General features: G+C 43.1%; 27 protein-coding genes. 8 read left to right on the top strand and 19 right to left on the bottom strand.

The window, feature by feature from the left end; all coding sequences use genetic code 11:
- Nucleotides 1–28: 28 nt before the first annotated feature.
- The 15 genes from fliG to HGG78_RS05975 form a co-directional block, all read right to left on the bottom strand.
- The gene (fliG, locus tag HGG78_RS06045) at nucleotides 29–1,087 is read right to left on the bottom strand and encodes a flagellar motor switch protein FliG (protein ID WP_053311858.1); all 1,059 of its coding nucleotides are present in this window, start codon (nucleotides 1,085–1,087) and stop codon (nucleotides 29–31) included.
- A complete protein-coding gene (gene fliF, locus HGG78_RS06040; protein WP_053311859.1) occupies nucleotides 1,080–2,822 on the bottom strand; it encodes a flagellar basal-body MS-ring/collar protein FliF in 1,743 nt (580 codons plus the stop codon). Before fliF ends, fliG begins: the two co-directional genes overlap by 8 nt.
- Before the next feature lie 15 nt (nucleotides 2,823–2,837).
- On the bottom strand, nucleotides 2,838–3,149 hold the full coding sequence (fliE, locus tag HGG78_RS06035; RefSeq protein ID WP_053311860.1) for a flagellar hook-basal body complex protein FliE: 312 nt from the start codon (nucleotides 3,147–3,149) through the stop codon (nucleotides 2,838–2,840).
- An 81-nt stretch (nucleotides 3,150–3,230) separates the two neighbouring features.
- Nucleotides 3,231–4,640 (bottom strand): sigma-54-dependent transcriptional regulator, encoded by a 1,410-nt coding sequence (locus HGG78_RS06030; RefSeq protein ID WP_171980674.1) that lies wholly within the window; start codon nucleotides 4,638–4,640, stop codon nucleotides 3,231–3,233.
- Between the two features lie 2 nt (nucleotides 4,641–4,642).
- Nucleotides 4,643–5,698, bottom strand: a complete 1,056-nt coding sequence (locus HGG78_RS06025; protein WP_053311862.1) for a sensor histidine kinase — start codon at nucleotides 5,696–5,698, stop codon at nucleotides 4,643–4,645.
- Nucleotides 5,699–5,828: 130 nt separating this feature from the next.
- Complete coding sequence (locus tag HGG78_RS06020; protein ID WP_171980669.1) at nucleotides 5,829–7,295, bottom strand: sigma-54 dependent transcriptional regulator; 1,467 nt, start codon at nucleotides 7,293–7,295, stop codon at nucleotides 5,829–5,831.
- Nucleotides 7,296–7,532: 237 nt separating this feature from the next.
- Nucleotides 7,533–7,943, bottom strand: a complete 411-nt coding sequence (gene fliS / locus HGG78_RS06015; protein WP_053311864.1) for a flagellar export chaperone FliS — start codon at nucleotides 7,941–7,943, stop codon at nucleotides 7,533–7,535.
- 10 nt (nucleotides 7,944–7,953) lie between these two features.
- Entirely contained in the window at nucleotides 7,954–8,259 is a 306-nt protein-coding gene (gene fliT, locus HGG78_RS06010; protein ID WP_053311865.1) for a flagellar protein FliT, read from the bottom strand.
- Nucleotide 8,260: 1 nt separating this feature from the next.
- Complete coding sequence (gene fliD, locus HGG78_RS06005; RefSeq protein ID WP_172532323.1) at nucleotides 8,261–10,243, bottom strand: flagellar filament capping protein FliD; 1,983 nt, start codon at nucleotides 10,241–10,243, stop codon at nucleotides 8,261–8,263.
- A 22-nt stretch (nucleotides 10,244–10,265) separates the two neighbouring features.
- Entirely contained in the window at nucleotides 10,266–10,694 is a 429-nt protein-coding gene (gene flaG / locus HGG78_RS06000) for a flagellar protein FlaG (RefSeq protein WP_168521433.1), read from the bottom strand.
- A 74-nt stretch (nucleotides 10,695–10,768) separates the two neighbouring features.
- Nucleotides 10,769–11,899: a flagellin gene (locus HGG78_RS05995; protein ID WP_168780574.1), complete on the bottom strand. Its 1,131-nt coding sequence runs from the start codon at nucleotides 11,897–11,899 to the stop codon at nucleotides 10,769–10,771.
- A gap of 296 nt (nucleotides 11,900–12,195) precedes the next feature.
- Nucleotides 12,196–13,341: a flagellin gene (locus HGG78_RS05990; RefSeq protein ID WP_172532322.1), complete on the bottom strand. Its 1,146-nt coding sequence runs from the start codon at nucleotides 13,339–13,341 to the stop codon at nucleotides 12,196–12,198.
- Between the two features lie 243 nt (nucleotides 13,342–13,584).
- On the bottom strand, nucleotides 13,585–14,718 hold the full coding sequence (locus HGG78_RS05985; protein WP_172532321.1) for a flagellin: 1,134 nt from the start codon (nucleotides 14,716–14,718) through the stop codon (nucleotides 13,585–13,587).
- A gap of 137 nt (nucleotides 14,719–14,855) precedes the next feature.
- Nucleotides 14,856–15,758, bottom strand: a complete 903-nt coding sequence (locus tag HGG78_RS05980) for a Dyp-type peroxidase (RefSeq protein WP_171980665.1) — start codon at nucleotides 15,756–15,758, stop codon at nucleotides 14,856–14,858.
- Between the two features lie 63 nt (nucleotides 15,759–15,821).
- On the bottom strand, nucleotides 15,822–16,286 hold the full coding sequence (locus HGG78_RS05975) for a DUF2919 domain-containing protein (protein WP_053311872.1): 465 nt from the start codon (nucleotides 16,284–16,286) through the stop codon (nucleotides 15,822–15,824).
- 365 nt (nucleotides 16,287–16,651) lie between these two features.
- Here HGG78_RS05975 and HGG78_RS05970 point away from each other — a divergent pair, with 365 nt between their 5' ends.
- Both HGG78_RS05970 and HGG78_RS05965 read left to right on the top strand, forming a co-directional pair.
- Nucleotides 16,652–16,996 carry a DUF2956 domain-containing protein gene (locus tag HGG78_RS05970; protein WP_172532320.1) on the top strand — a complete coding sequence of 115 codons (345 nt, stop codon included), beginning with the start codon at nucleotides 16,652–16,654 and terminating at the stop codon, nucleotides 16,994–16,996.
- Between the two features lie 5 nt (nucleotides 16,997–17,001).
- On the top strand, nucleotides 17,002–17,334 hold the full coding sequence (locus HGG78_RS05965) for a DUF4156 domain-containing protein (protein ID WP_309221707.1): 333 nt from the start codon (nucleotides 17,002–17,004) through the stop codon (nucleotides 17,332–17,334).
- A gap of 40 nt (nucleotides 17,335–17,374) precedes the next feature.
- Here the strand turns inward: HGG78_RS05965 and HGG78_RS05960 are convergent, their stop codons facing one another.
- Nucleotides 17,375–17,662, bottom strand: a complete 288-nt coding sequence (locus tag HGG78_RS05960) for a winged helix-turn-helix domain-containing protein (protein WP_053311875.1) — start codon at nucleotides 17,660–17,662, stop codon at nucleotides 17,375–17,377.
- A gap of 203 nt (nucleotides 17,663–17,865) precedes the next feature.
- Here HGG78_RS05960 and HGG78_RS05955 point away from each other — a divergent pair, with 203 nt between their 5' ends.
- From HGG78_RS05955 to HGG78_RS05940, 4 genes are read left to right on the top strand one after another with little or no spacing between them, the layout of a single operon-like run.
- Complete coding sequence (locus HGG78_RS05955; RefSeq protein WP_053311876.1) at nucleotides 17,866–18,213, top strand: ArsC family reductase; 348 nt, start codon at nucleotides 17,866–17,868, stop codon at nucleotides 18,211–18,213.
- A 16-nt stretch (nucleotides 18,214–18,229) separates the two neighbouring features.
- Nucleotides 18,230–19,363, top strand: a complete 1,134-nt coding sequence (dapE, locus tag HGG78_RS05950) for a succinyl-diaminopimelate desuccinylase (protein ID WP_053311877.1) — start codon at nucleotides 18,230–18,232, stop codon at nucleotides 19,361–19,363.
- A 3-nt stretch (nucleotides 19,364–19,366) separates the two neighbouring features.
- Nucleotides 19,367–20,050 carry a M15 family metallopeptidase gene (locus HGG78_RS05945; protein ID WP_172532319.1) on the top strand — a complete coding sequence of 228 codons (684 nt, stop codon included), beginning with the start codon at nucleotides 19,367–19,369 and terminating at the stop codon, nucleotides 20,048–20,050.
- Between the two features lies 1 nt (nucleotide 20,051).
- The gene (locus tag HGG78_RS05940; RefSeq protein ID WP_080996419.1) at nucleotides 20,052–20,225 is read left to right on the top strand and encodes a DUF2897 family protein; all 174 of its coding nucleotides are present in this window, start codon (nucleotides 20,052–20,054) and stop codon (nucleotides 20,223–20,225) included.
- A 38-nt stretch (nucleotides 20,226–20,263) separates the two neighbouring features.
- Here the strand turns inward: HGG78_RS05940 and bamC are convergent, their stop codons facing one another.
- Nucleotides 20,264–21,283, bottom strand: a complete 1,020-nt coding sequence (bamC, locus tag HGG78_RS05935) for an outer membrane protein assembly factor BamC (RefSeq protein ID WP_172532318.1) — start codon at nucleotides 21,281–21,283, stop codon at nucleotides 20,264–20,266.
- A 52-nt stretch (nucleotides 21,284–21,335) separates the two neighbouring features.
- Nucleotides 21,336–22,214, bottom strand: a complete 879-nt coding sequence (dapA, locus tag HGG78_RS05930; protein WP_172532317.1) for a 4-hydroxy-tetrahydrodipicolinate synthase — start codon at nucleotides 22,212–22,214, stop codon at nucleotides 21,336–21,338.
- A gap of 283 nt (nucleotides 22,215–22,497) precedes the next feature.
- On the opposite strand from dapA, the gene HGG78_RS05925 reads away from it, so the two are divergent.
- Both HGG78_RS05925 and bcp read left to right on the top strand, forming a co-directional pair.
- Nucleotides 22,498–23,040 carry a glycine cleavage system transcriptional repressor gene (locus HGG78_RS05925; RefSeq protein WP_172532316.1) on the top strand — a complete coding sequence of 181 codons (543 nt, stop codon included), beginning with the start codon at nucleotides 22,498–22,500 and terminating at the stop codon, nucleotides 23,038–23,040.
- Between the two features lie 17 nt (nucleotides 23,041–23,057).
- A complete protein-coding gene (bcp, locus tag HGG78_RS05920; protein ID WP_172532315.1) occupies nucleotides 23,058–23,525 on the top strand; it encodes a thioredoxin-dependent thiol peroxidase in 468 nt (155 codons plus the stop codon).
- A 75-nt stretch (nucleotides 23,526–23,600) separates the two neighbouring features.
- On the opposite strand, the gene HGG78_RS05915 is transcribed toward bcp, so the two are convergent.
- Nucleotides 23,601–25,472, bottom strand: coding sequence for a methyl-accepting chemotaxis protein (locus tag HGG78_RS05915; protein WP_172532314.1), 1,872 nt, complete (start codon nucleotides 25,470–25,472; stop codon nucleotides 23,601–23,603).
- Nucleotides 25,473–25,627: the final 155 nt, after the last annotated feature.

The raw sequence follows: 25,627 nt of genomic DNA, 5'->3' as shown, positions 1-25,627 counted from the left end.
TGCTACCTATTATTCAGTAAAGGATGGATTATAAGAATTCGTCAGCACCACCAGACAACATAATTTCACCGTTGTCAGCCATACGACGAGCAATGGCCAGAATTTCTTTCTGTGCGGTTTCAACATCAGAAACTTTGATTGGCGGCATGGCTTCAATGTCATCTTTCATCATATCAGCAGCACGCTTCGACATGTTTTTGAAGACTTTTTCACGTAGTGCATCGTCAGCACCTTTAAGTGCTTTCTGTAGGATATCTTGTGGTACATCACGCAGCAATTTCTGAATACCTTGGTCATCCACTTCAACCAAGTTCTCAAACACAAACATGAGGTCTTCAATTTGAGTAGCCATATCTTCGTCTTGCTCACGCATTTGATCCATGAGAATACCTTCAATATTGTTATCAAGGTAGTTCATGATGTCAGCAGCAGCTTTCAAGCCACCAATTTTCGCCGCTTGAGCACCAGCTTGACCTGCAAATTGTTTCTCCATGATTTCGTTCAATTCAGCCAGTGCCGATGGTTGAACTTCTTCAAGGTTGGCAATACGCATCAAGAGATCCAAGCGGTCTCGCTCTGCAAACTGCGCCAAGATCTCTGCGGATTGATCTGGCTCTAAGTAAGATAAGACAATGGTCTGAATTTGCGGGTGCTCGTTGACAATAATGCTCGCCACTTGGCGTGGGTCCATCCATTTCAAAGAGTCTAAGCCTTTCGATCCAGTCCCTAATAGAATTTGGTCAACAAGGTTATTGGCTTTATCAGCACCTAGCGCAGCGACAAGCGCATTACGCATAAAGTCTTCGCTGCCCATACCGATGTTGGTGTATTTTTGGATGTCTTCAAGGAAAGCGCGATGAACTGCACCGACCTTCTCTTGGCTAAGCTCCTTAGCTTTAGCCATGGCACTACCCACACGTTGAACCTGTTTTGGCTCAAGATGGCGAATGATTCCCGCTGCATCTTCTTCGTTTAAACTCAACAGCAAAATAGCCGCTTTTTCATCACCGGAAATCGCTGAAATATCAACGGTCGATTCTGTCACTTCTCCACCACTTTGGTCTTTAGCTATGATTTCGTTAGGCATTTTGCATCCAATTCTTCACTACTTGAGCCGCAAGTTCCGGTTCATTCGCTACAAGAGCACGCACCGCTTTCAGCACGTCTTCATCTTTATGTAAGTTTGGTAAATCAATCCCTGAACCAAACTCGAATAGATCGCCACCATCAATATCGCTACCAATAAGGCTTGTCTCACCGTTGGCACCAATTGGTAAGCCATCAGGCCCATACATTGGGTCATCGTCATCCGCAGCAGGATTAAGCAGTTTTTTCAACGCAGGTCGAACTAAAACAAGAATCACGACCACAATAACCAACGCACTGGCGAACCAACGAATCCAGTCATTAAAGTTCGGATGCTCCCAAATGGGTACATCGGCAATGGTTTCAATTTCAGGTTCAGCAAACTGCATGCTCAGGACATTAAGTAAATCACCACGATTTTCATTAAATCCTACCGTACCAACCAACACCTGACGAATTGCATTAATTTCGCCCTCACTAAGTGGCGTATAAGTCACTTCACCGGTTTCTGGATTGACAGAAGAACGGTTCTTAATCGCAACCGCTACCGTTTGGCGATCAACCACACCGGACTGTTTTCGTTCATGGCTAATGGTGGTATCCAATTCAAAATTGCGCGTGGCTTCCTTATGAACCGAACCTTGCCCAAGCAAAGAGCCATCTTTCATTTGTGCGACATCTTGCGGGATAGAAGCATCGGCAGGGGGTTGGTTACTCAAGGCTCCTGGAACACCGGCAACCACGTTACCATTGTTGTAATCTTCTAAAGTGTACTCACTGCGCGTTGCAGGCGTATTCGGGTCAAAACGCTTACGGGTTTGCTCAACGGCGCTAAAGTCTAATTGGATATCCACTTGCGCGGTATAATTACCAAGACCAAGAATAGGAATAAGTACGGAGTCAATTTTGTCTCGTAACGCTTGCTCTTGTTTGCGTTCAAGCTCTTGTTCTTTACGACGTGCTGATGAAATTGGGTCTTGAGAACCAGAACTGAGCAAGCGACCGTGTTGATCGGTCACGGTAATGCGATTTGGTTTCATTGCCGGTACGGCACTGGCCACCATATCGACAATAGAGTCGACTTCTTCTTGTTTGAGGTTTGCGCCAGTACGTAAGGTAAGAAACACTGAGGCAGAGGCTTCTTGGTTGTGACGAACAAATACACTTTGTTTTGGTAAAGCCAATAACACTCGGGCTTTATTGACTTGTTTCATCTCTTCAATGGCTTTAGCAAGTTGTCGCTCACGACTGAGTTTGAGTCGCTCTTGCTCAAGACGTTGCGAAACACCAAACCCCATGTCTTGCATGAGAATTTCATCGCCCGCTTGTTTGTTTTGATTTAAGCCCGCGCGAACCATATTCAGTTTTAAACTGTTGTATTCACTGGAAGGTACTAAAATGGTATTGCCATCGAGCTTGTAGTCGAGTTTCTGCTGATCAAGGTAGTCTAGAACAGGGATAAGTTCTTCTGTTTCATACGCACCGAGTGGGCGCATTTCTGGCTCTTTAACCCAGAAAAACAGCATCACAATGAGAGCAACGCAGATGGAGATCGACAAGACAAGCACTACTTGACGCAGTAAGTCTAAATCACCCATTGCAAAATCCGATTTAGAAGAGCTCTTCTCTTCTAAATCTGGGTTCTGTGTATCTAGATCTAAATCTGAACCAGCCATTAATGCATGTTCAGAACCACCACTCACGGCTAGGTCGGTTGTTTGCTTATCATCTGCCACTGTCTACTACCTAATTTATACAGGCATGTTCATGAGTTCTTTGTAAGCTTCAACAAGTTTGTTTCTCACTTGTATTGTTGCTTCAAAGGCCACGCTGGATTTGTTGCGTGCAATCATGACATCCGATAATGAGACATCTTCATCCCCACGATCAAAGCGCGTTTGCAAATTACCTGATGCCTTTTGCAAACCGTTCACATTGTTAATCGCATTAGACAGCATATCGCCAAAATCAGAACTGACACTTTGACCTGTCGCTGCCGGACGAGCATTGGTTGCTTCCAACATCATCGTTTGCATTTCACTGTGTAAACCATCAAGTCTCATTGCTACCTCTAACGCCAAATCTTTGACCAATGTCCGAATAAAAGGGATAGAGCAATTTATATGCCATCACCAATGTTTAACCTAATTGGGAATTTCAATCCCTGCATCGCGCATTTTGGCTAATTTATAACGCAATGTACGTGGGCTAACGCCTAATTTTTCCGCCATCTCTTTGCGACGTCCTTGGCACTCAACCAAGGTTTCCATGATGATGGTATATTCTTGGTCTCGAAGTTCATCACCCAATGCAGCACCATTGGTGGTGGATAATTTGTTTGGTTCAGCTTGGGCGATAGGCATAATATCCGGTGTTGCTAGCTCGGTGTTTTCCACCATTTGCTGCAAGCTACTCGCATCTTGCCAATCAACGCCTTCAAGCAATATATGCTCGCCAGAAATATGACTTTGCTCACTAAGGATGAGTGCTCGCTGGACTACATTATCCAGTTCTCGGACATTACCAGGCCAAGTGTAACTCAATAGTTTAGCGATAGCTTCAGGAGCAATATTAGGCACTGGTAAACCTAATTTTGTACAATGACGCTCAACCAAATGATTGGCTAAAGGTTCTATATCACCTTTTCTATCACGCAGCGCCGGCCAAGAAATAGGAAAAACGTTCAAACGATAGTATAGATCATCGCGAAAATTCCCTTCTTGTACATACTGTTTTAGGTCACGGTTACTAGTGGCTAAGACCCTTACGTCTAATTTAATGCTTTTACGACCACCAAGACGTTCGACTTCGCGCTCTTGTAGTACGCGCAGTAATTTAGCTTGCAGGTTTAAATCCATTTCACTGATCTCATCAAGTAAAATGGTTCCGCCTTGTGCTTGCTCAAACTTACCTGGACACGCTTGAACCGCCCCAGTAAATGCACCTTTTTCATAACCGAATAAGGTAGCTTCTAACATATTGTCAGGAATCGCGGCGCAGTTGATAGCAACAAATGGACCATCTTTTCGTGATGAAGCATTGTGGATATAGCGAGACATCACCTCTTTTCCCGAACCACTAGGACCAAGGATCATCACATTGGCATCGGTTTTAGCCACTTTGTCTGCCAGAGCAAGTAAACGCAGGCTTTTTTCATCAGCAACGACCGCATCGCCATTATCATCCGATTTAACTGGAGCGTAGCGACTGACCATATTGAGTAACACTTCCGGGGCAAAAGGCTTGGCCATATAGTCGATGGCGCCTTCCTTCATCGCTGAAACAGCATCTTCGATATTGGCGTAGGCGGTCATTAGCAGTACGGGTAAGTTAGGCCAATGCTGCTTGATATTTCGCAATAGTGCTAACCCTCCCATGCCGGCCATCTGTACATCAGAGACAACAATATCAACGGGGTTTGATTTCAGTTTAATCAACGCATCTTCAGCACAATCGGCTTCTAGCCATTCATAACCTGCCAGCGCCAGCGTATCTACTAATGCTTCGCGTAGACCTTCATCATCTTCAACGATTAAGACTTTGCTTTGAGCCATCATCATTCTCCAGTCTCTGTTTGTGAAGAAGAGGCGTCTCTCTTTAATGGGATGCACATGGTAAAGCAGGCACCATCCCCTTCTTCAGAAATTAATTCTAATCGGCCATCATGAGCTCGACAGACCATCTGCACAACCGCCAGCCCTAAGCCCGTTCCTTGTGAACGTGTGGTAAAAAACGGTTCCATAATTTTACTTTGCAGCTCAGCTGGCACACCGGGGCCATTATCTTGAACTGAAATTCGTAGTTCACCATTAACGGGACGAAAAAACACATCAATTTGCGATGCTTTACCCGAGATTTGGATAGCATTCATCACCAAATTACTAAGCGCTGATGCAATGGCGTTGGCATTACCAAGCACCACGGTTTCGTCTTGTTCGACTTCTTGGTGATAATCAATCGCATTATTTTTCAATGCGGTTTCAATCATCGGTGCAAATTCGCTAACTAATTCATCAATACTAAAAGGCTTGATAACCTTGTTATCGCCACCTTTTGCAAACAACAGCATATCATTAACTTGTTTTTCTAAGTCATGAAGCCTGTCTACTAGCTTAGACTGAAAACGCTCTCTTGTAGCGGTTGGTAGATTAGGCGCACCTAAATTTGAGGCATAAAGCATGGCACTGGATAATGGTGTTCGCACCTGGTGGGCTAATGATGCCACCATTCGCCCAAGAGAAGATAAACGCTGTAAATCGCTGATTCGTGATTGCAATAAACGCGTTTCGGTCAGATCAGTAATTAATATCAGTTGTCCCGTTGTTGAGGCGGAAATCGCTAACCTAACTTTACGGCCATTACGTAACGATATTTCATGGCCATCATCTTCCTTTGGTGCAAACGCACTTTGGATGATCGAATACCATTTTTCGCCAGACAGTGGAACTTGTAATATGCGTTGCGCTTCTGGGTTAGCTTCCCGCACCACACCTTGCGTATCCAACAAAATCACACCGGCAGGCATCACATCAAGAACCTGCTTATAACGTTCAACTTGGTCTTCTAAAGAATCCAAGTGAGATTGATTAACTGGAATTTCAGGTGCCTGCATGTCGATATTCTGCCTATAAAACAACAATAGCCTAACACGCAAAATACATGCCAGGCTATTTTCATTAAAAATCAATGCATTAACTGATCGCCAATATATTGACTAAAGTTTAGTTTTACCTTTAGCTCTATTAACGTTGCATATTATACTTGCGCATTTTCTCAACTAAAGTGGTACGACGCATACCTAGCATATCGGCTGCACGAGCAACGACACCGGCTTGAGCTTCAAGGGCTTGGTTGATCATATTGACCTCAAGATCAGCCAGCAACTCTTTCAAATTTACACCTTCCGGTGGCAACGATTGAGGAGCATTAAGATTTTCATGTAAATCTTGTGCATCACCAAAATTGAAGTCTTCAGAAAAGATACCAGCTAGTACATCACGCTCTTGCTCTTCTATTGATCCATACGAGCTATGCTCAGGTTGAAACTCTGGAATATCACTGTAACGATATTTGGTCGGCAAATGATTAACGTCTACCAGACTATTTGGGTAAAGGATGATCATACGCTCGACTAAGTTTGCCAACTCACGCACATTACCTGGCCAATCATGCTCCATCAGTGAATTGATAGCTCGAGGTGTAAAGCAAATAGGTTGCCCGCCTTCAGCTTCCATACGTGTCATTAATTCTTGTAGTAGTAGAGGTATATCGTCTTTACGCTCTTTAAGTGCTGGCATTTCAATCGGAAAGACATTCAATCGATAGTAGAGATCTTCACGGAAAGACTGATCATCAATCATACTGTCAAGATTACGATGCGTTGCAGCGACAACGCGAACGTTGACTTTGATGGTAGCGTTACCGCCCACTCGCTCAAAGCAGCGTTCTTGTAGTACTCGAAGTAATTTCACCTGCATCGGCATTGGCATATCGCCAATTTCATCTAGGAATAGCGTTCCGCCTTCTGCAAGTTCAAAACGCCCTTTACGAGCTGTAATCGCGCCAGTGAAAGCACCTTTTTCATGGCCAAACAGTTCGCTTTCTAATAAGTCCGCAGGAATAGCACCACAGTTAATCGGTACAAATGGACCATTACGACGCGTTGAATGATAATGAATATTACGCGCAACCACTTCTTTACCCGTGCCAGACTCACCAAGAATCAATACGTTTGCTTCAGTACCAGAAACTTGCTCAATCAAATGGCGCACTTCTTGAATGCCATGGCTTTGCCCAACAAGGCTGCGAAACAAGGTGTTTTTACGAGAGGTCGATGGCACTTGGATGCCTTTACGTCCTAAAAATTCTTTGCAATGGCGTAGTGCCTCACTGAGCTGTGGATAATTAAGAGGAAACTCTAACTCACCAACATACTGAGGAAATTCTTCTAACGAATAGGGCTGTTTGGCAGCCATTAATAATGGAATATGATTAGCTTTAGTTAACCATTGAAGCATCTCATTAGTTAACGTTCCACCTTTCAGCGATCCAATGATGCATCCTGCCCATAATCCTGAGCAATCATTATCATTGATTTGGGAAGACTCGATCGCCTCGCAGTGCTCTCCAACAAATTCTAAAATGTTACTTAGATTAAGACGGATCTGAGGATCGTCTTCTATCACAAGCAGTTTTGCTAAACCTTGCATAGGTGAGAATATTTGCCTTAAATCAGAGAAATTGTCACCGCACTCATGAAAATGGTTACCAAGCTTTGTTTTTCCATAAACACTTGATTAAACAATAGACAATACGTGGTATTCAGCAACAAAAAAAGCCATTAAGCTAGTAATGGCTTCTATTCTATGGAATAAAAAAAATAAGGCAACCAAGCAATGAGTTGCTGTGACATCAGTTAAAACTTTTAAAAATAACTCTTTAAAGTTTTATAACCCTACTTCCGAAGCGGTGAGATTGTGGTACTCAGCAGGAATCTGATCCCATGCTGATTTTATTTCACGAATAATATCTATCACATCATCTAAAGGCTGTGGATCATTGAGATGATTCGCTTCTGTGATCTGCGTGATCATAAATTCATAAAGTTGATCGAGATTTGAGGCAATATCACCACCATCGCTCATCGACAAACAGCTACGTAAGCTAATGATGATGTCCAACGCTTTACCTAGACGCTCACCTTTCACGGGAATGTTACCTTGCAGCATAGCGGCCTTAGCTTGAATAAGACGCTCAATCGCACCCGCCATTAACATCTGTACGACTTTATGCGGGGAGGCCGCACTGAGCTGGCTATCCACTGATACCTTTTTGTAAGCCTGTAAAGAACCACGCATAGTCTTCCTCTTATAAAAACTTTTTGTATTGCTGAACGGATTTATTACCGTGTCGGTATTTTTGAAGCGTTTTACCGATTTCTACCGTTTTTGACTGCATCAGTTCAACAAGGTGTTTGGTCTCATCAATAGCATTATGCCATTGCGCCGAATTTGCAAACTGTGGATTTTCTGACGCGTACATCAGTAAGTTTTGCAATATTCGTTCCCTTTTATCGACGAGATGATTAATTTCTTCAGTATTTATTTCTTCAATTGCAAGTATTGCTTTGATTTGGTGATCTAGATCACTTAGTGTGAGTAGTAACTGCTCCATATCAACCACCTAACGCATTCATCATACCAGCCAGTTGATTCTGCATTTTACTTGTTGCATCTTGCATCGCACTAAACTTGGAATGCGTTCGCTTCTCTAAACTGTCCATGCGGCGATCAAGTGCCGCTTGGTCATCCGCGATACGGTAATTACGTTCTACCAAACTTTTTTCACGAGTTCTTATTGAGCCAGTCACTCCCGTCATGCTTTGTATAGCATCCTCAACACGTTTAGCAAAACCTTGATTGCCACCAAAGAAATCACCTAACTTGTTGAAGTTATTATTGAGCTGACGATCTAACATGCTGTAGTTAATTTCGAGGGTACCTTGGCGGGTGGTCGTAATCCCAAACTCGGTTAGACTTTTTATCTCTTCAGGTGCTTGATCTATTTTCGTTGAAAAAACAGTTCGAAGCCGCGAATCAGCACTCCGAACAATACTGTCACCCGCTAATGGACCCGCTTGCCCTGTTCTTGGGTCTACACCAGCAAGGTCCTGCGATACTTGATGAAACTGATTATACGCTGCAACAAATTGCTCTATATCATTACGTACACTCTGACGATCATATTCTACACCAATTTCAGCGGGTGCTTTTCCTTGAGGGCTTTTGCCTTTCAGGGTGAGATCGACTCCTTCAATCGCATCTTCGATAACATTGTTGTTGCTCGAAAGCGTAGCAACACCATCTAAAACCACCATCGAGTCTTGGTTAGCTTGTACCTGAATCATGCCTTGATAAGCATCAAAAGAATCTTGCGCCGCTTTTAGGTCTGCTTCTGCTTGGTCGACTTTTTCTAAATAAGCACGCTCTTCTGGCTCAAGCTTGGCGCGCTCCATTTGTTTAGCTTGTTCGGGGGAAATCTCTCCACTTTGAATCGCCTTTGCGATGGCCGACTTTTCAGCGGCAAGTTGTTGCTCAAGCTTTGCTTGTGCTTCTTTAGGAGTAACGTAAGAGTCAACTAAAGTGCCAGAGGCAGTATTACTCCAACCAGGAACATCTGCAGACTTCTCTAACGCTTTCGCGTCGAGCTCTGGTTCCGGTTCGTAATAAGAGTCAAGCAAAGTACCAGACGCAGTTTCTGTCCAGCCAGGGATGCGTTCGGAAGGTTTGAGATATTTATTAGCTGCCACACCCACCGCAGCGGCTGTTTTTACCGCGCTATCAGGCAGCTCGCCTACACTATCATCGGCAATACCCGCCGCCTGCTGCACCTCATTGACCATACTTTGGTCAACTTCACGTGCGGCTTCACCAATTTTTTCCGCAACTCTGGCCGCGATTTTTTGCTGGGCTGGTGTTAATGGGGAAATTATTTGTTGTGCGACTGAACGGGCTTTTTCGAGATCTTTGACCCGCTCTTCAAGCGTTTTATATTCTAGGTTTTTAAGAGGGTTGCCAGTTTCTGACTGCGCATTAATTTTAATGGCATTATCTTTACCAGAGAGATTGGAAGCGACAATCAGGCGTGGGCCTTCGACATCGTTAATAATCGCCGCTCTAACACCCGGGTTGGTTTTACTACCATTGATGCCGCGTACAATATCAATCAGCTTAGAATTGGCTTGGACATCAATATCAAATTTCTTGTTACCAAGCGAAATCTGCAGCTTACCAGGGCCAAATTTTGCGTCTTTGTCTAATACATCCGACGCTACTTTATGACTCTGGGCAAGCTGCAACACATCGATAGCATATTTCCCGGCAATGGCATCCGTTGTTGCTGTCGCTGAGACGATATTTTCATCAGTCGTATCCACTTTTCGCAGAGCAAAAGCTTTCTCCTGACGAAAATTCGTCATTAGATTTTTCATCGTATCCAGCGACTCTTTGAGTCGGCCATAGGCACTAATACTGGCATCAATTTGGCCAAGCTCATTGTCGATACGTTGCTGCTTAGGTACGCGCTCCGCATTAACAATTTTGCTGACCAAGGAATTGATATCCATGCCAGTATTCATACCCATCGGGCCTAGACTCATTAATTCACCTCAAAAAATACGATTACACCTTGGTAACCAACAGACCAGAATTGTGGTCTCTTTGTCTAGCAAGGCGTCGCAACACCTCTAACATTTCTTCGTTCGGGATCTGGCGAATGATATCACCAGTACTGGCTTCATAAATCGTTACCACATCCCGACCTGATTCTTCATCGACCCTAAACGCTAAGTCCTTATTGATAGAAGAGATAAAATCATTCATCTGCTCCATCATTTTGGCTCTTTCCGCTTTGTTGGTCTGCTCTCGCTGTTTTGCTAGCTCGATGACAGCCTCAACCGATTGGTTTTGCCTTTCCCTTAGCTGCTCAGAACGATTAACCTCATTTCTTTGCGAAGAAGTGCGTGTTGCACCATCGTTTTCTGAAGCAAATTTAATGCCACTTTGTGAGCCGTAAGGCTGGATGTTCGATGTGTAGGATGGTATTTCCATAACAATCTCCCTTCCACCTCATAGGTTAGCAGTGCAAGCACTACATTCCTACTAAGCTCCATTTAATCATTGGGTTAACCCAACAGACTAAGAGCTGCAGATGGTGACTGCTTCGCCTGTGCCAAAACCGAAGTACTCGCTTGTTGTAGAATTTGCGACTTCGTCATTTGGGTTGTTTCGCGCGCGTAGTCTGTATCTCTGATACGGCTACGAGAGGCGTTAACATTTTCATTAATATTATCAAGGTTGCTGATCGCATGACCGAAACGGTTTTGGAACGCACCTAAAGAAGCACGTTGGCTATCAACCGCCTTCAATGCCCCATCAATCAATGCTACAGCTTGTTGCGAACCGCCAACTGTGGTGACATCGATGTCTTTCACTGTCACGTCTTGTCCTGCACCAAAGCCGATCTCAGTACCTAGGTCACCACCAATCGTCACATCACCAGTTACTTTTTGCGTTGAAGCAAATAATTGCAGTTTGCCTTCTTCTCCAACAGAAGCTTTGATATCACCATTTTGGCCGTTAATGTAAGTCGCTACTTCTTCTAAATCATCACCAACTTTAGCATCAATGCTGACGTTACGAGCCACACCTTGTTGATCAGTATAGTCGAGTGTCAAGTTGGTCGCCGTGCTCACTTTCCAGTCTGGCGCTTGGCCTGTTACAGCAACATAACTTTTCCCCCCCATCTCTGCGGTATCAGAGCGCATGTTACCCATAGAAAGCATCACCGCTTCACCAGAATCCGCACCGATTTGGAAGGATTTATCACCAAATGAGCCGTTAAGCAGTTTATTACCACCAAATGAGGTCGTTTCTGCAATACGATTTAGCTCATCATTTAACGCAGATACCTCTTCCTGAATCGCTTGACGCTCAGAGCGAGAGTTAGAACCGTTTGATGATTGTAGCGATAGATCGCGCATACGTTGCAAGATGTTGGTTGTTTCGTTCATTGCACCTTCCGCTGTCTGTGCAATAGAAATACCATCATTAGCGTTTTTTACCGCCATATCAAGGCCACGGCTTTGTGCGGTTAAACGATTAGAAATTTGCAGACCCGCCGCATCATCACGTGCACTATTGATTTTATAGCCGGATGATAGACGCTCCATCGATTTCTGCGTTCCGTCAGCAGCACTATTAAGATAGCGCTGTGCGGTCATTGCAGACACATTGGTGCTTACATTAATTGCCATGTTGATCTCCTTAGGCATTGTGTTGATGTACCTCAGTGTCTCTCACCTCACTTCGGTACATCTCATTTCTCTCGTATCCTTTAACGGCGAGAAATTTATATCCTTTAGAAAAAAATCGGCATTTTTTTAAAATTAATTCCATTCGATATTGAAGTGTGATCCGCATCCTAAATATCGTAAAACTAGGGTAATTCTAACTGGCATTAATTGACATGTGCGACTAGCGCAAAAAATCCAGCCGAAGCTGGATTTTTATTAGGTGAACATTCTATACCAAGAGCGTAAATCTCTATTTATTAGCCTAGTAGGCTTAGGGCTGCTTGTGGCGCTTGTTTTGCTTGTGCCAATACAGAGCTTGATGCTTGTGATAGAATTTGCGACTTAGTTAGTGCTGTTGTTTCTTTCGCAAAGTCAGTATCTTTGATTCGGCTCTTAGAGGCATTAACATTCTCGTTAATGTTATCCAAGTTATTGATTGCGTGGTTGAAACGGTTTTGGAAAGCACCTAACTCTGCGCGGTGACTATCCACATTTTTTAGCGCTGCATCTAGAATCGCAACTGACTCTTGTGATCCACCAACCGTTGTTACATCAATGCTGTTCACCGTTACCGCTGTCGCGGTCGCTCCAGTTAAACCGATATCAGTAGCTAGAGCACCACTAAATGCAACCGTTGAAGTGTCAATGTCATTGCCATCAGCGAAAACTTGCAGTTTACCGTCTTCATCAACAGAGGCTTTAACCATATCGGTTTGACCATTGATGTAAGTCGCCAACTGTTCAATATCATCACCTTCTTTTGCTACGATATTAATAGTTTGCGCAACACCTGCAGAGTCAGTTAAAGCAATACTGATATCGTTGCCTGACGTCGCGTCTACAGACCAGTCTTTATCTTTACCATTCGCAGCAATAAAGCTTGCACCACCCATAGCTTGGTCATCACTGCGCATATTGTTTAGCGTCAGCATCACAGCTTCACCGTTATCGGCACCAATTTGGAACGATTTGGTTGCAAATGTACCGTTTAGTAGCTTGTTACCACCAAAAGAAGTAGTTTCTGCGATACGGTTTAATTCATCGTTTAGCGCTGTTACTTCTTCCTGAATCGCAACACGTTCAGATTTCGAGTTTGAGCCGTTTGCTGATTGTAGTGACAAGTCACGCATACGTTGCAGAATGTTAGTGGTTTCATTCATTGCACCTTCAGCAGTTTGTGCAATAGAAATACCGTCATTCGCATTGCGTACTGCTACATCAAGACCGCGACTTTGTACATTCAAGCGGTTCGAAATCTGTAGGCCCGCAGCATCATCTTTCGCGCTGTTGATTTTAAAGCCAGAAGATAGACGTTCCATTGATGTTTGTTGTGCATTGCTAGCGCTGTTTAGGTAACGCTGTGCTGTCATTGCTGATACGTTGGTATTTACATTTACTGCCATGGTAATTACTCCAATTGATTTTCCGATAGTTCCGGTTTCCGATAATTCGGAAAACCAAGTAGTTCTCTCAAAGTTACTATTAATAACGGCGCTATTTTCCAAACCTTGAGTAATTTTTTTGTTTTTTTGAAAAAAAACACCGTTGAAGAGCTAAATGTGACGAAAAGACAAAAAAATGCGGAAAAGTACATTTTTTTGCTAAAGCTTTAAGATGGAATGTCGATAAAGCTTTCTTTTTTATCTTTAGCTAAGCAAGGTGAGCGCTAGGTTCGGCTGTTTTTTAGCCTGAGCGAGAATAGATGTACTGACTTGCTGAAGAATTTGCTGCTTTATCATTTGCGTTGTTTCTTTCGCATAGTCGGCATCTTTAATGCGACTATTAGATGAAGCCAGATTTTCATGCACGTTATCAAGGTTATTAATGGCGTGGCCAAAACGATTTTGTAACGCTCCTAATTCCGCACGATGGCTATCGACGTACTGCAGTGCAGTGTCTATCACGGAGACTGCTCTCTGAGCACCGCCCACATCAGAAATATTCAGATTATTAACCGTTTCATACCCGGTTAGGTTCAGTTGCAACTGGTTGGCTAGGCTTCCCTTGAATTCAATGGTTCCTGCTGTTTCTTTTCCAGCCATGAAAACTTGCAACTGCCCTTCTTCATTAACCGATGCCGATACGCTATCAGTTTGACCGTTGATATATGTGGCAAGCTCTTCAATGTCGTCACCCACATTGGCCTTAATTTGAATACTTTCTTGCTTACCTTGTGCATCGGTATAACTCACCACCAGTTGGTTATTACCTTGGGTCACTTTCCAATCACTATCAGCCTTAGCAGTGGCAATATAACTAAAGCCCCCCATCTCAATTCCATCGGAACGCAGATTTTTCAAAGAGACTTGAACCGCTTCACCTGAGCTTGCACCAATTTGAAATGCCGATTGACCAAATGAACCATTGAGCAACTTTCGCCCACCAAAAGAGGTGGTTTCAGCTATTCGGTTCAATTCATCATTCAAAGCGCCCATTTCCTCCTGTAAAGCTTGTCTGTCTGCTTTACTATTTGCGCCATTGGCCGATTGCAAAGAGAGATCACGCATGCGTTGCAACAAATTAGTAGTTTCTTGCATTGCGCCTTCAGCGGTCTGCATGATCGAAATACCATCATTAGCATTACGTACAGCAACGTCTAATCCACGCATCTGAGATTCAAGGCGGTTCGATATCTGTAGGCCTGCAGCGTCATCTTTTGCACTATTAATACGCTGCCCTGAAGCGAGACGCTCCAGAGATTGATTCAACAGGTTGCTTGCTGAGCTCAAGTGACGCTGTGCAACAAGTGCTGAAACATTGGTATTAACCGTAATGGCCATAGTCAGTCCGCAATAGAAATAGAATTACTTCTTTATCGGACAAGTGATGGTTTTCTTTAATCGAAAGGAAAGGAAAAACAGAGCCTGTGGCTCTGTTTTCTAAATAAATAGACAGGCTAAATAAAGAGCATATGAGTTTATTTCAGCTCAAGACTCTGCAACATATCGGCAGAAGGTGCGAAGAAGTAAGCGCCTGTCACTGCCTGGGTAAAACGCAGCAGCTGATCGGTTTTACCATCCGCTACTCCATACATACTGTCTAACATCGCCTTAAAGTTATGCAGCGTATTGCAATAAGCAATGAACAATAAACCGTGCTCACCACTGACACTACCGTATGGCAAGCTATGACGAACAATTTTTAAGCCTTTGCCTTCTTCTTTAAGATCGACTCGACCAACATGCGAAGCCGCAGGGACATTATCAAGTTCAACTGAGTCGGCTTTAGTTCGCCCAATCACTTTCTCTTGTGCAGCAACATTCAAACGATTCCATGCAGGCAAACGATGAACAAAACGTTGCAGCATGACATAACTACCACCCGCCAATTCGCCTTGCTCAATAATGGCCACTTCTTTGCGTCTCTCATCTTTCGGATTTTCTGTGCCATCAATGAAATCAGTCATATCACGGGAATCTAAATAACGAAAGCCGTAAGTTTCATCGACAACCGTAACGCTATCAGCGATTGGTGTCATGAATTTACGTAACAGATAAAACAACAGATCGTGACGCTGAGAATGGCAATGAATCAGTACATCAACATCTGTACTAGGCGCCACGGTATCGCCTTCACCAAGTACTGCGAAATCGTCCAACTCTTCTGGCATGGCTTGATTTACGTTTTGCCAAAAGGCTTTAGTAAATGCAATTGAAATGGTTAATGCCGCTTCAGGTTGGTTCTGATTAATTTCATCAACCAAACTCGGTAGCGCCTTAAGTTGAGAAAGAACTTGAGCATGATTTTGGTTAATTTTTAAAAGACTATACAGCGCAAACGGACCTGCTTCAGGCAAGATCGCTGTTTGAGGTTGTGACATAAGAAATCCTCACTTATTTTTTGCTCAGTGTAATGCAGTTGTTGAGTTTAATATTGATGTTGATCACTGCTTGTCTAATGGTGGAATCGAAAAACAGTCTCGCACACTTTTACTATTAATAAGGTACAAACCAAACCACAATAATATTAACAACGTGCTAGCATTTGCCCAGTTGAAGAGCCCCTGCTCTAAATAGATATGATAAAACGTTTGAGTAAACTGCAGTACGATCATAACCAACGTTATGAGTTTGCCACGACGAACAATCTGATTAACCCATGCTCGCTCTGGGCTACGCAACCCCACCAACCACATCATGATGATACTTGGTAAACCCATTGCTAAGCCTAGATAAAGCATCGAATGATCCGGGTAAACAATATCTAAAATTTTTGAGCCACTTTCTCTACTGGCCCCAGCGACCACAAACACAACCCATGCTTTGGCTAAAAATAACCAACCAAGCCAAATAAATTTAGGCGCTCTCAAAAAGCCATGCTGGTCATACTGGTCTAACGCGTAACGCATCACTACTATACTCTACAAAAATAGGATTTAAAAAATTGCTTTCTATCAAAATCACCAAACTTTAACGTATGGATTTGAAATAGCGAGTTTATTGATTTTCTTTTTATTCCGGCTCTACTCTATACCCAAGCCACTTGAAGTTGCAGGTAGGCGGAAAGTGAGTTCATCCCTATGAGCATAGATAAACTATGTGATTGGGGTGAGCGAGCGTAACCAACACCGCTGCAACTTCAAGTCGGAAGGGTATACAACTCTTCCATGGCTGACCCCCACCCGTCACAAATGCATATTTATCACGTCGTCAACGTGAAGTATGCTCGTGAGAATGTTACGCTAATTGTCTGTCCATTTTGTCTATTTCTATTATGCATAATAAAAAAATTGTACCGTCAGAACAAACTCAACAAGAAGCGATGAAAGTTGCTTTGGCCACTCAAAAACCAGGACAAACCAAAGAACAAACAAAGTTAATCGCTCAAGGCATTGAGAAAGGTATCGCTTTATATAAAAAACAACACAAGGAAAAGCATCGCCAAATCGACAAAGCCAAAAAGAAAGCACAACAGCGAAAACCATCATTATCGATTGGGCCAGCGCCTACCGTAGCAAATCGCGACATGCCAGAAACCGTCAATGGCCCATTCAAATGGTTGCCTTGGGGGTTGCTGATCATTAGCTGGCTCGGTTTTATTATCTATATAATTCGCTAGGATGCATGATGAGAATATTACTGATTACCTTGCTCGCGGCATTTATTGTTGGTTGCACAACGCCTAACCATCAATTACTAGATAACGCACAACAGGTGCATATTAGAATGGATTCTGGATTTGATGCCACTCAATGTGAATGGCTGGGCGAGGCAACTGGCACTGAAGGATCGTGGTACAGCTCATGGCTATATCCTAACGATATCCTTATTGCAGGTGCTATCTCTGACTTAAAAAATCGTGCCTATCAATTAGGAGGAGATACCATCTTTGTCGCGGTTCCTCATCATTTTCAAACATCTGTAACTCTGTTCGGTAGCGTCTACCGCTGCTACTAAACCTGAGAGTAAACCAAAGAAAAAGCCAGCAAACGCTGGCTTATGCACTAAATCCAAGGCTAATCGCAATATCACTATGACGATCTAACACCCATTGACTATCAAACGGCCCCCAATCGGACAGTTGATAGTAACCGTCGTTGTGACGTCTCCCATCTTGAACGAACATCAGTTCAATCCCTATCCCCGGCAGCGCTTTCAGTACATCTTGAATAGTACGTCGAGGCCAGCCCGTTTTCTCGATGAGTTTGGGTACATTTGGTCTTTCAAGGCTTTCTACTAACAAAGCTAAATACAGTCGCCTTGCAAAAACAGGACTCAATTCCATTGACACCTCCTATAACTGTGCAGCTTCATTATTTCTTTTTTCGCATAAAGAATGTTGCGTTCGATCAATAACTGTCCAATAGTCACCGATGGAAGCACTATTTTTTTTAGCTATGAAATAAAACCATCTCTATTTTGTAAGGTAACGCGCTTCCTGATAGGATTTGGCAAACACAAAAATAAACGCGCTCAACAAGGATTTTTATGACCATTATCATGTATGGCATCCCAAACTGCGACACCATAAAAAAAGCAAAAAAATGGTTAGATAACGCCACCATTGATTATCAGTTCCACGATTATCGCAAGCAAGGGATCACCCCTGAATTAGTGAACCAATTTTGCCAAGCACTGGGCTGGGAAGTGGTTGTGAACAAACGTGGTACGACGTTCCGTCAACTATCGGCCTTGCAAAAGGAAGCTCTTAATGCAGAAACGGCTGTTGATTTATTAGTTGAAAATCCTGCCATGATTAAACGACCCATTTTAATGGTAGATAATCAATATTATATTGGCTTTAAAGCTGAACAATACGCTTCTATTTTTTCTTAATACAAGGATTTCAAGGATGACAGATAGCCCTGTACTGGCTCTCGCAAAAGACCTCATTAGCCGTAAGTCAGTGACTCCCGAAGATGCCGGCTGCCAAGAGGTAATGATTGAACGCCTCCAAGCGCTCGGTTTTACCGTAGAGATGATGGTGTTTGAAGACACGACAAATTTCTGGGCACGCCGTGGGACTCAATCACCACTGTTTGCCTTCGCGGGTCACACTGATGTGGTTCCTGCTGGTCCTCTGACTCAATGGCGAACGCCACCATTTGAACCAACTGTCATTGATGGTCACCTACATGGTCGTGGCGCTGCAGATATGAAAGGTTCTTTGGCCTGCATGGTTGTGGCTGTCGAGCGCTTTATTGCTCAATATCCAGACCATCAAGGCTCAATTGCCTTTTTGATCACATCCGATGAAGAAGGTCCATTTATCAATGGCACCACACGAGTGGTCGATACATTAATGGCACGTAATGAAAAAATTGACATGTGTATTGTGGGTGAACCTTCAAGTACATTAAGCGTGGGTGATGTGGTCAAAAACGGTCGCCGTGGATCGATTACAGGAGACTTGCGCATTAAAGGCACGCAAGGTCATGTTGCTTATCCCCATTTAGCAAATAACCCTATCCACCAATCGTTACCAGCATTAGCGGAACTCGCGGCAACGAAATGGGATGAAGGTAACGCCTATTTCCCACCCACCAGCTTTCAAATACCGAATTTACATTCCGGAACTGGGGCATCAAATGTGATCCCAGGAGAGTTTGATGTGCAATTTAACTTCCGCTTTAGCACTGAATTAACCGATCAAGAAATTAAACGACGCGTACATTCAACCTTAGACGCGCACGGTTTAGATTACGAGTTAGAGTGGACTCTTAGTGGCCAACCGTTTTTAACCGATGCAGGGACTCTACTTGATGCCGTGGTTAAAGCGGTTGATGAAGTTAACCACAAAACACCAGAGCTACTAACGACTGGCGGTACATCTGATGGGCGCTTTATTGCTCAAATGGGTGCGCAAGTGGTGGAGCTTGGTCCTGTAAATGCGACTATTCATAAAGTAAACGAGTGCGTCAGTGTTGCCGACCTTGAAAAACTCACCGACATGTACCAAAAGACACTTGAAAATATATTGGCCTAACCGATGACCCCCAAACAGCTAACGGGACAAACCGATACTCATCTTGAAAGTGTTACGGTTGGACAAAAAGCGTTCTTGGTTCACCCTCTGGTGAGCCAAGATTTGCTTGCCCTCAAGCAAGCCGCCGATGACGCGGGTTTTAATTTTAACATTGCCAGTGGCTTTCGCGATTTTGAACGTCAGCTCAACATATGGAATCGTAAAATGTCAGGTCAAGCTGAAGTATTGAGTGACGACAGCACCTCGCTAAATCTAGATTCACTAACTGAAGTGCAAAAGATATTTGCGATTTTACGCTGGTCGGCATTACCAGGTGGTAGTCGCCACCACTGGGGAACTGACTTTGATGTCTTTGATCGCAGTGCCTTACCTACAGGAATGACACTAAAATTAGAACCTTGGGAATATTTGACAGGTCATCAAGCTCATTTTTATCAATGGTTGACAGTACACCTCGCTGAATTTGGTTTCTTTTTTCCTTACCAACAAGATAAAGGTGGCGTAGCGTGTGAGCCTTGGCATATTAGCCATAAAACTACCGCTCAACTCTGCCTTGAACAACTGACTTGCGAACAATTAGCCAAACAACTCGATCAAGCCCCTCTTTTGGGTAAACAGGCAGTGCAAGCACACTTAACTCAGGTCTACAATCAATACATCACTAATATCAGCCAACCAGAGTTCTAATATGGAATTTATCACCAACCCTTGGGTTATAAGCATTGTTATCTTAGCGGTTTTTGTCGGCAATATTGCAGCACTAAAATACACCGCCAAAATGAAGTTTGGCCAGATGGATAAAAAAAGCGATTTAGACAAATTAAATGAGATGGATAAAGACAAAAAAACCGATTCAAAATAAAAATAAAGGGACTTTCATCCCTTTATTTTTTCCTGATATTACTGCTGCTCAACAATAGCAGACAGCATCGGTACCATATCTTTAAGTAACGCTTCCTCTACCGGCTTACCGGCGGAGTTAGTTATATTGATCGAAGTTCGGTTGCCTAAATCTCCAAATAAGAAAGTGTAAGTGCCATCTTTGAGCTCGATCGGCTTAACCCCTACCTTTTCCCAGAAGGCATCATCAGACGCTGCATATTTTGCTTTAATCGTACCTTGAGACTGATTACGCTCTTCTAATGTAAAACCCATCTTTGGCAATAAGGCAGGCAAACGTTGCCACAGTACATCGTAGGATGTACGCGCAATAATCACAGGGAAACCACTACGGTCTGTCCCCATAGTGATTGGGATTTGTTTCACTAACTCTTGAGCCTTACGCGCCGCTTCTTCACGTAGGTCAGTGTCATAGCGAGAAGTCACCAAATTGGTCATAAAGACATTATAGCGCTCTTTATTTGTCATGCTGACAGGGAGCTCTTTGCCATCTTCACGCCAATCAATCAGTGATATTTTAAAACCAAAACGGTTATTCGCCTCGATACGTGAAATCAGATAACGGCTACCCAGTTCAACCACTTCATCTTCAGAAGTCCAACTAACCCAATCAGTCTCTAAAACGGTATCAGTTTGAGAAACGATACCAATATTTCGTTCATCCAACATGGTAAGTGCTGTTTGCCACACCTTGTTCGCTTCATCTTGCCTAATCAACCATAAGGTGACTTCACCATTTTGGCGTTCAACGCGAGCTCCGGGGATCAACTCTAGTACCTGTTGAGGCGGACGAATATCAACAATAGGTCCAACCCCTCCTGAAAAATCACCATTAGGGATCTCATAATTAGGATAAAACTGTGGTGTTGCACCTTGAGGTAATTGCCATTCTTTCAGCGCTGGGGTTTCTAAATATTCGAAATCATCTTTAGCTTGGCGGCGCTGAGACGCTCCACCAGAACATGCGCTTAAAACAAAAACAGCTAGTGAACTGATAACTAGCTGATGGGTAAATTTCATTCAAACTCCTAGACTGCCGAGGAGAAATACCTCGGCACAATATTGAATAGTTTTAATAGATACAAGCTTCTGTCATGGCTTGGGCAACAGTTGGTCGCGCTTGTTCAGACAGTTCTGTCAAAGGTAGACGTAGATCACCATTTGTGATCAATCCTAATTTATGCGCTGCCCATTTTACTGGAATTGGGCTTGATTCAACAAATAAACCTTTGTGTAATGGCATCAATCGTTGGTTAATGATTTCCGCTTCGTCAAATTTACCAGCTAACGCCAAATGTATCATTTTAGCCATATCTTCGGCTGCAATGTTATTCGTAACAGAAATCACACCTTGACCACCAAGTTTCACGAATTCTAACCCGGTAGCATCATCACCACTTAGTAAAACGAAGTCGTTACCACAGAGCTCTCGGTGTAATGCGACTCGGCTTAAATCACCTGTTGCATCTTTTAGTGCAACGATGTTACTGATTTCCGCAAGGCGAGCAACCGTTTCTGGATGCAAATCAACAGCCGTTCGACCCGGTACATTATAAAGAATTTGTGGAATATCGGTTTCTTGAGAAATCGCTTTATAGTGCTGAAACAAACCTTCTTGAGTGGGTTTATTGTAATAAGGAGTAACGCTTAAGCACCCAGCAATACCAATGTTATTCAGCAAACGACTAAAAGTAACCGATTCATGCGTTGCGTTAGCACCAGTGCCCGCAATCACAGGAATTCTACCTTCAGAAAACTCAACAGTTTTCGCGACAACCTTGACATGCTCTTCAACGGTTAGCGTGGCTGATTCACCTGTTGTTCCTACAGCAACAATCGCATCTGTTCCTGCCGCTACGTGGAAATCCACAAGCTTTTTCAGACTAACAAAATCTACCTCACCATCATGATTAAACGGTGTAATTAACGCTACGATACTTCCTGAAAACATGTCCATCTCCCTAAATTGTTACTTTCTGCATGGTACTGTAAGGCGATTGAAAAACACAAGGGATTAAATACGCTTAATCAGTCCATTTGGGTGAATATTTATCAGATGTTAGACGTCTAGCAAAGAACATCTTGAAAGAGCGAACCTTATAGCGCAGCGCAATAAGCAGATGTCAACAATAGGTCATTTTCAATAAAAGAACGTTTAAAAAGGCAATTAATCACCATTTTTCTATAATTTAAGTGTGATACCATGCCCAAAATGATAAAAGTGAAGCGATATTATGAATCAACACCTAGTGATCACTGCCGTAGGTACAGACCGTCCCGGAATCTGTAATGAAATCGTACGATTAGTCACCCAGTCAGGTGGTAATATCATTGATAGCAGAATTGCACTCTTCGGCAAAGAATTTACGCTCATCATGTTGGTGTCTGGCAGCGCCAGTAATATAACGCGTGTAGAAACAACACTGCCATTATTAGGCCAACAACATGATCTGATCACCATGATGAAACGTACTTCTCCCCATGACTATCACGATAATGCCTATACCCTCGAAGTGTTTGTTGAATCAGAAGATAAAGTCGGTCTCACGGAAAAATTCACCCAATTCTTTGCAGAACGTGGAATTGGTATGGCATCACTGAGCGCACAAACAATTAGTAAGTCGAAATTGCATCTCGATCATGACCAATTTCATATTGCGATTACTGCTAGTGTCGATTCAGAATGTAACTTGATGCACCTTCAAGAAGAGTTTGACAGTTTATGCACCACTCTTGATGTACAAGGTTCTCTTAACTTTATAAAAAATAGCCAATAAAATAAAAAGGAAGAACAATGAAAACGCTCACAGCAGGCACACCAGCACCAGCCTTCTCGCTTCTAGATCAAGATGGAAATACCGTATCCCTTGCGGATTTTTCAGGTAAAAAAGTGTTGTTTTATTTTTATCCCAAAGCAATGACACCTGGCTGCACTGTTCAAGCACAAGGGCTTCGTGATGTTAAACTTGAATTAGATGCTCACAATGTAGTGGTATTAGGCGTGAGTATTGATCCAGTTAAACGACTAGGGAAGTTTATTGAGCGTGACAACTTGAATTTCACACTACTATCAGATGAAGACCATGCCGTTGCTGAACAATTTGGAGTATGGGGAGAAAAGAAATTTATAGGAAAAGTCTACGATGGACTACATCGCATCAGTTTCTTAATTAATGAGCAAGGCACTATTGAGCACGTTTTCGATAAATTCAAAACCAAAGATCACCATGAAGTAGTCTTAGCTTATTTGAATGGACAGTAGTCACTCACTATAGTAATGAACGTAAAAATGCCAGTCGTTATAAGCGGCTGGCATTTTATTTTTTATGACGACGAGCTAAACGATGAATTTATTCATCAGCGCATCTTGTTCTCGTACATTCTCGGTTTGCACCTGCATCGCAACATTCGCCTCTTCAGCAGATTGTGCAACTTGAGTGGATAGATCTTTAATCTTCACCGTATTGGTGTTGATCTCTTCCGCAACTAAGCTCTGCTCCTCTGCTGCCGATGCGATTTGAATATTCATATCGGAGATCGCTTGGATTGCATCGCGGATACGATTTAGTGCCGAATTAGCACTTTTCGCTTTATCTACCGCATCAACCGCCGTTGTCTTACTTTCATTCATCGCTGACGATACTGAGCTTGCACCAACTTGCAGTTGCTCGATCATGTTTCGAATCTCAGTCGTCGATTGCTGTGTTCTTTGTGCAAGCGTCCGCACCTCGTCAGCCACCACAGCAAACCCGCGACCAGACTCCCCAGCACGCGCCGCTTCAATAGCCGCATTCAATGCAAGTAAGTTGGTTTGGTCAGCGATATCATTGATTACTTTCAGAATGGTTTCAATATTCGCCGTTGCAGATTCTAATCCTTTCACTTCTTCAACAGCTTGGTCGATGCGAGCAGATAACATATCAATCGACATTGTAGTTTCATTCACAACTTTCGAACCATCTAGAGTAGCTTCATCGGCTTCTCTCGCTGCAGCGGCTGCACCTTGAGCATTATTCGCAACTTCTGTCGATGTCACGGCCATCTCATGCATTGCGGTGGCTAACTGCTCTAGCTCTTCCAGCTGTGTACGCATCGCATCGGCTGATTCATGAGCGCCTTGTACCGTCAATTCAGTACCACGCATGATCTCTTGACCAATCGCTTTGGATTGTGTGATTTGTTTTTGCAACGTTTCGGTAAAAGTATTAAAACCTAGCGCTAGCTCAGCAAATTCCTTATCCGTATTAGTATTCAAACGCTTGGTAAGATCGCCCTGCCCAGACGCAACATCCTTTATCGCCTCATTCAAGATACCTAAAGGTCGCATTAACACTTTAATAAGGAAGCTCAAGACAATAACACTCAATATCACACCGATGAGAGTGTAAATAATGGAGCTATTTCTGAGCGTAGTGATGGTGCTAAATGCAATGGATTCATCAATGATAGCCCCGACATACCAGTTTTCGCTCGGTATCTGAGTAAAATCAACTAAGAAATCCTGTCCATTCATTTCAATGCGTTGAGTGCCATCTTTAACAGAGACTTGAGGGAGGTAAGTAGAAATATTCTGCCCGTTGTTTTTGCTATCAGGGTGAGCAATCGTCGTACCATCAGCCGTTACAATGAAAAGGTAGCCAGCATCAAATAAGTTAACTGAATTGACCAAATCAGCAAGGCCAGTCAACTCTAGGTCATAAAACATCGCACCGGTAAATTGGCCACTATTAAAAACAGGTGTACCAATTGAAATAATGACATTTTTTGTTGAAATATCAACATACGGTGCTGTAACGACTAATTTTCTCGATGACTTAGCATCAATAAACCAAGGACGCTTGCGAGGGTCATAATCACCACTCGGTTCCCAAGCATCATCATTTTCAACCACAATACCATCACTGTTGTAACCCAATCCGACCGCTAAAAAGCTCTTTTTAAGCTTAGGCTTTTCTAAGACATTTTTTACATAACCTCGGTTATCCGGATCAAGCTCCAACACTTCGGTCATGGACTGAGCCAATCCCTTTTTACTTTCCATTTCAGAAACAACGGTATTTTTCACCCCTTTAACCATTTCATTTAAGCTATCTGCTACTAGAGATTCAACTTCTGTGCGAACAGTGCTTAATTGCTGAATGGACAGCAAAGAAACGGTAACCAATAGTAATGCAGAAGAGGCTGCGACTATTTTTTGGCTAAACTTCATATGTATCCCTCATTGTTGCCAATTATTATTGTGGCTAATTGCCATTCTTATTGTGGTTATAGTTATGTATCGCCAAGCCAAATGAAAACTGAAGTTTTTTTTACCTTTTATCTACATGAGTCTAATAAACATATCGCATTTGAACAAAAAAAAAC

The sequence above is a fragment of the Vibrio aestuarianus genome (assembly GCF_012395185.1).
Taxonomy (GTDB): domain Bacteria; phylum Pseudomonadota; class Gammaproteobacteria; order Enterobacterales; family Vibrionaceae; genus Vibrio; species Vibrio aestuarianus.
The sequence above is the reverse complement of the archived record's forward strand: the minus strand, read 5'-3'. Positions and strand labels throughout refer to the sequence as shown.

Coding starts and splice junctions, on each gene's coding strand:
- fliG (WP_053311858.1), bottom strand. CDS start 1,087: ATGCCTAACGAAATCATAGCTAAAGACCAAAGTGGTGGAGAAGTGACA.
- fliE (WP_053311860.1), bottom strand. CDS start 3,149: ATGAGACTTGATGGTTTACACAGTGAAATGCAAACGATGATGTTGGAA.
- HGG78_RS06030 (WP_171980674.1), bottom strand. CDS start 4,640: ATGGCTCAAAGCAAAGTCTTAATCGTTGAAGATGATGAAGGTCTACGC.
- HGG78_RS06025 (WP_053311862.1), bottom strand. CDS start 5,698: ATGCAGGCACCTGAAATTCCAGTTAATCAATCTCACTTGGATTCTTTA.
- HGG78_RS06020 (WP_171980669.1), bottom strand. CDS start 7,295: ATGCAAGGTTTAGCAAAACTGCTTGTGATAGAAGACGATCCTCAGATC.
- fliS (WP_053311864.1), bottom strand. CDS start 7,943: ATGCGTGGTTCTTTACAGGCTTACAAAAAGGTATCAGTGGATAGCCAG.
- fliT (WP_053311865.1), bottom strand. CDS start 8,259: ATGGAGCAGTTACTACTCACACTAAGTGATCTAGATCACCAAATCAAA.
- fliD (WP_172532323.1), bottom strand. CDS start 10,243: ATGAGTCTAGGCCCGATGGGTATGAATACTGGCATGGATATCAATTCC.
- flaG (WP_168521433.1), bottom strand. CDS start 10,694: ATGGAAATACCATCCTACACATCGAACATCCAGCCTTACGGCTCACAA.
- HGG78_RS05995 (WP_168780574.1), bottom strand. CDS start 11,899: ATGGCAATTAATGTAAGCACCAATGTGTCTGCAATGACCGCACAGCGC.
- HGG78_RS05990 (WP_172532322.1), bottom strand. CDS start 13,341: ATGGCAGTAAATGTAAATACCAACGTATCAGCAATGACAGCACAGCGT.
- HGG78_RS05985 (WP_172532321.1), bottom strand. CDS start 14,718: ATGGCCATTACGGTTAATACCAATGTTTCAGCACTTGTTGCACAGCGT.
- HGG78_RS05980 (WP_171980665.1), bottom strand. CDS start 15,758: ATGTCACAACCTCAAACAGCGATCTTGCCTGAAGCAGGTCCGTTTGCG.
- HGG78_RS05975 (WP_053311872.1), bottom strand. CDS start 16,286: ATGCGTTACGCGTTAGACCAGTATGACCAGCATGGCTTTTTGAGAGCG.
- HGG78_RS05970 (WP_172532320.1), top strand. CDS start 16,652: ATGCATAATAAAAAAATTGTACCGTCAGAACAAACTCAACAAGAAGCG.
- HGG78_RS05965 (WP_309221707.1), top strand. CDS start 17,002: ATGATGAGAATATTACTGATTACCTTGCTCGCGGCATTTATTGTTGGT.
- HGG78_RS05960 (WP_053311875.1), bottom strand. CDS start 17,662: ATGGAATTGAGTCCTGTTTTTGCAAGGCGACTGTATTTAGCTTTGTTA.
- HGG78_RS05955 (WP_053311876.1), top strand. CDS start 17,866: ATGACCATTATCATGTATGGCATCCCAAACTGCGACACCATAAAAAAA.
- dapE (WP_053311877.1), top strand. CDS start 18,230: ATGACAGATAGCCCTGTACTGGCTCTCGCAAAAGACCTCATTAGCCGT.
- HGG78_RS05945 (WP_172532319.1), top strand. CDS start 19,367: ATGACCCCCAAACAGCTAACGGGACAAACCGATACTCATCTTGAAAGT.
- HGG78_RS05940 (WP_080996419.1), top strand. CDS start 20,052: ATGGAATTTATCACCAACCCTTGGGTTATAAGCATTGTTATCTTAGCG.
- bamC (WP_172532318.1), bottom strand. CDS start 21,283: ATGAAATTTACCCATCAGCTAGTTATCAGTTCACTAGCTGTTTTTGTT.
- dapA (WP_172532317.1), bottom strand. CDS start 22,214: ATGTTTTCAGGAAGTATCGTAGCGTTAATTACACCGTTTAATCATGAT.
- HGG78_RS05925 (WP_172532316.1), top strand. CDS start 22,498: ATGAATCAACACCTAGTGATCACTGCCGTAGGTACAGACCGTCCCGGA.
- bcp (WP_172532315.1), top strand. CDS start 23,058: ATGAAAACGCTCACAGCAGGCACACCAGCACCAGCCTTCTCGCTTCTA.
- HGG78_RS05915 (WP_172532314.1), bottom strand. CDS start 25,472: ATGAAGTTTAGCCAAAAAATAGTCGCAGCCTCTTCTGCATTACTATTG.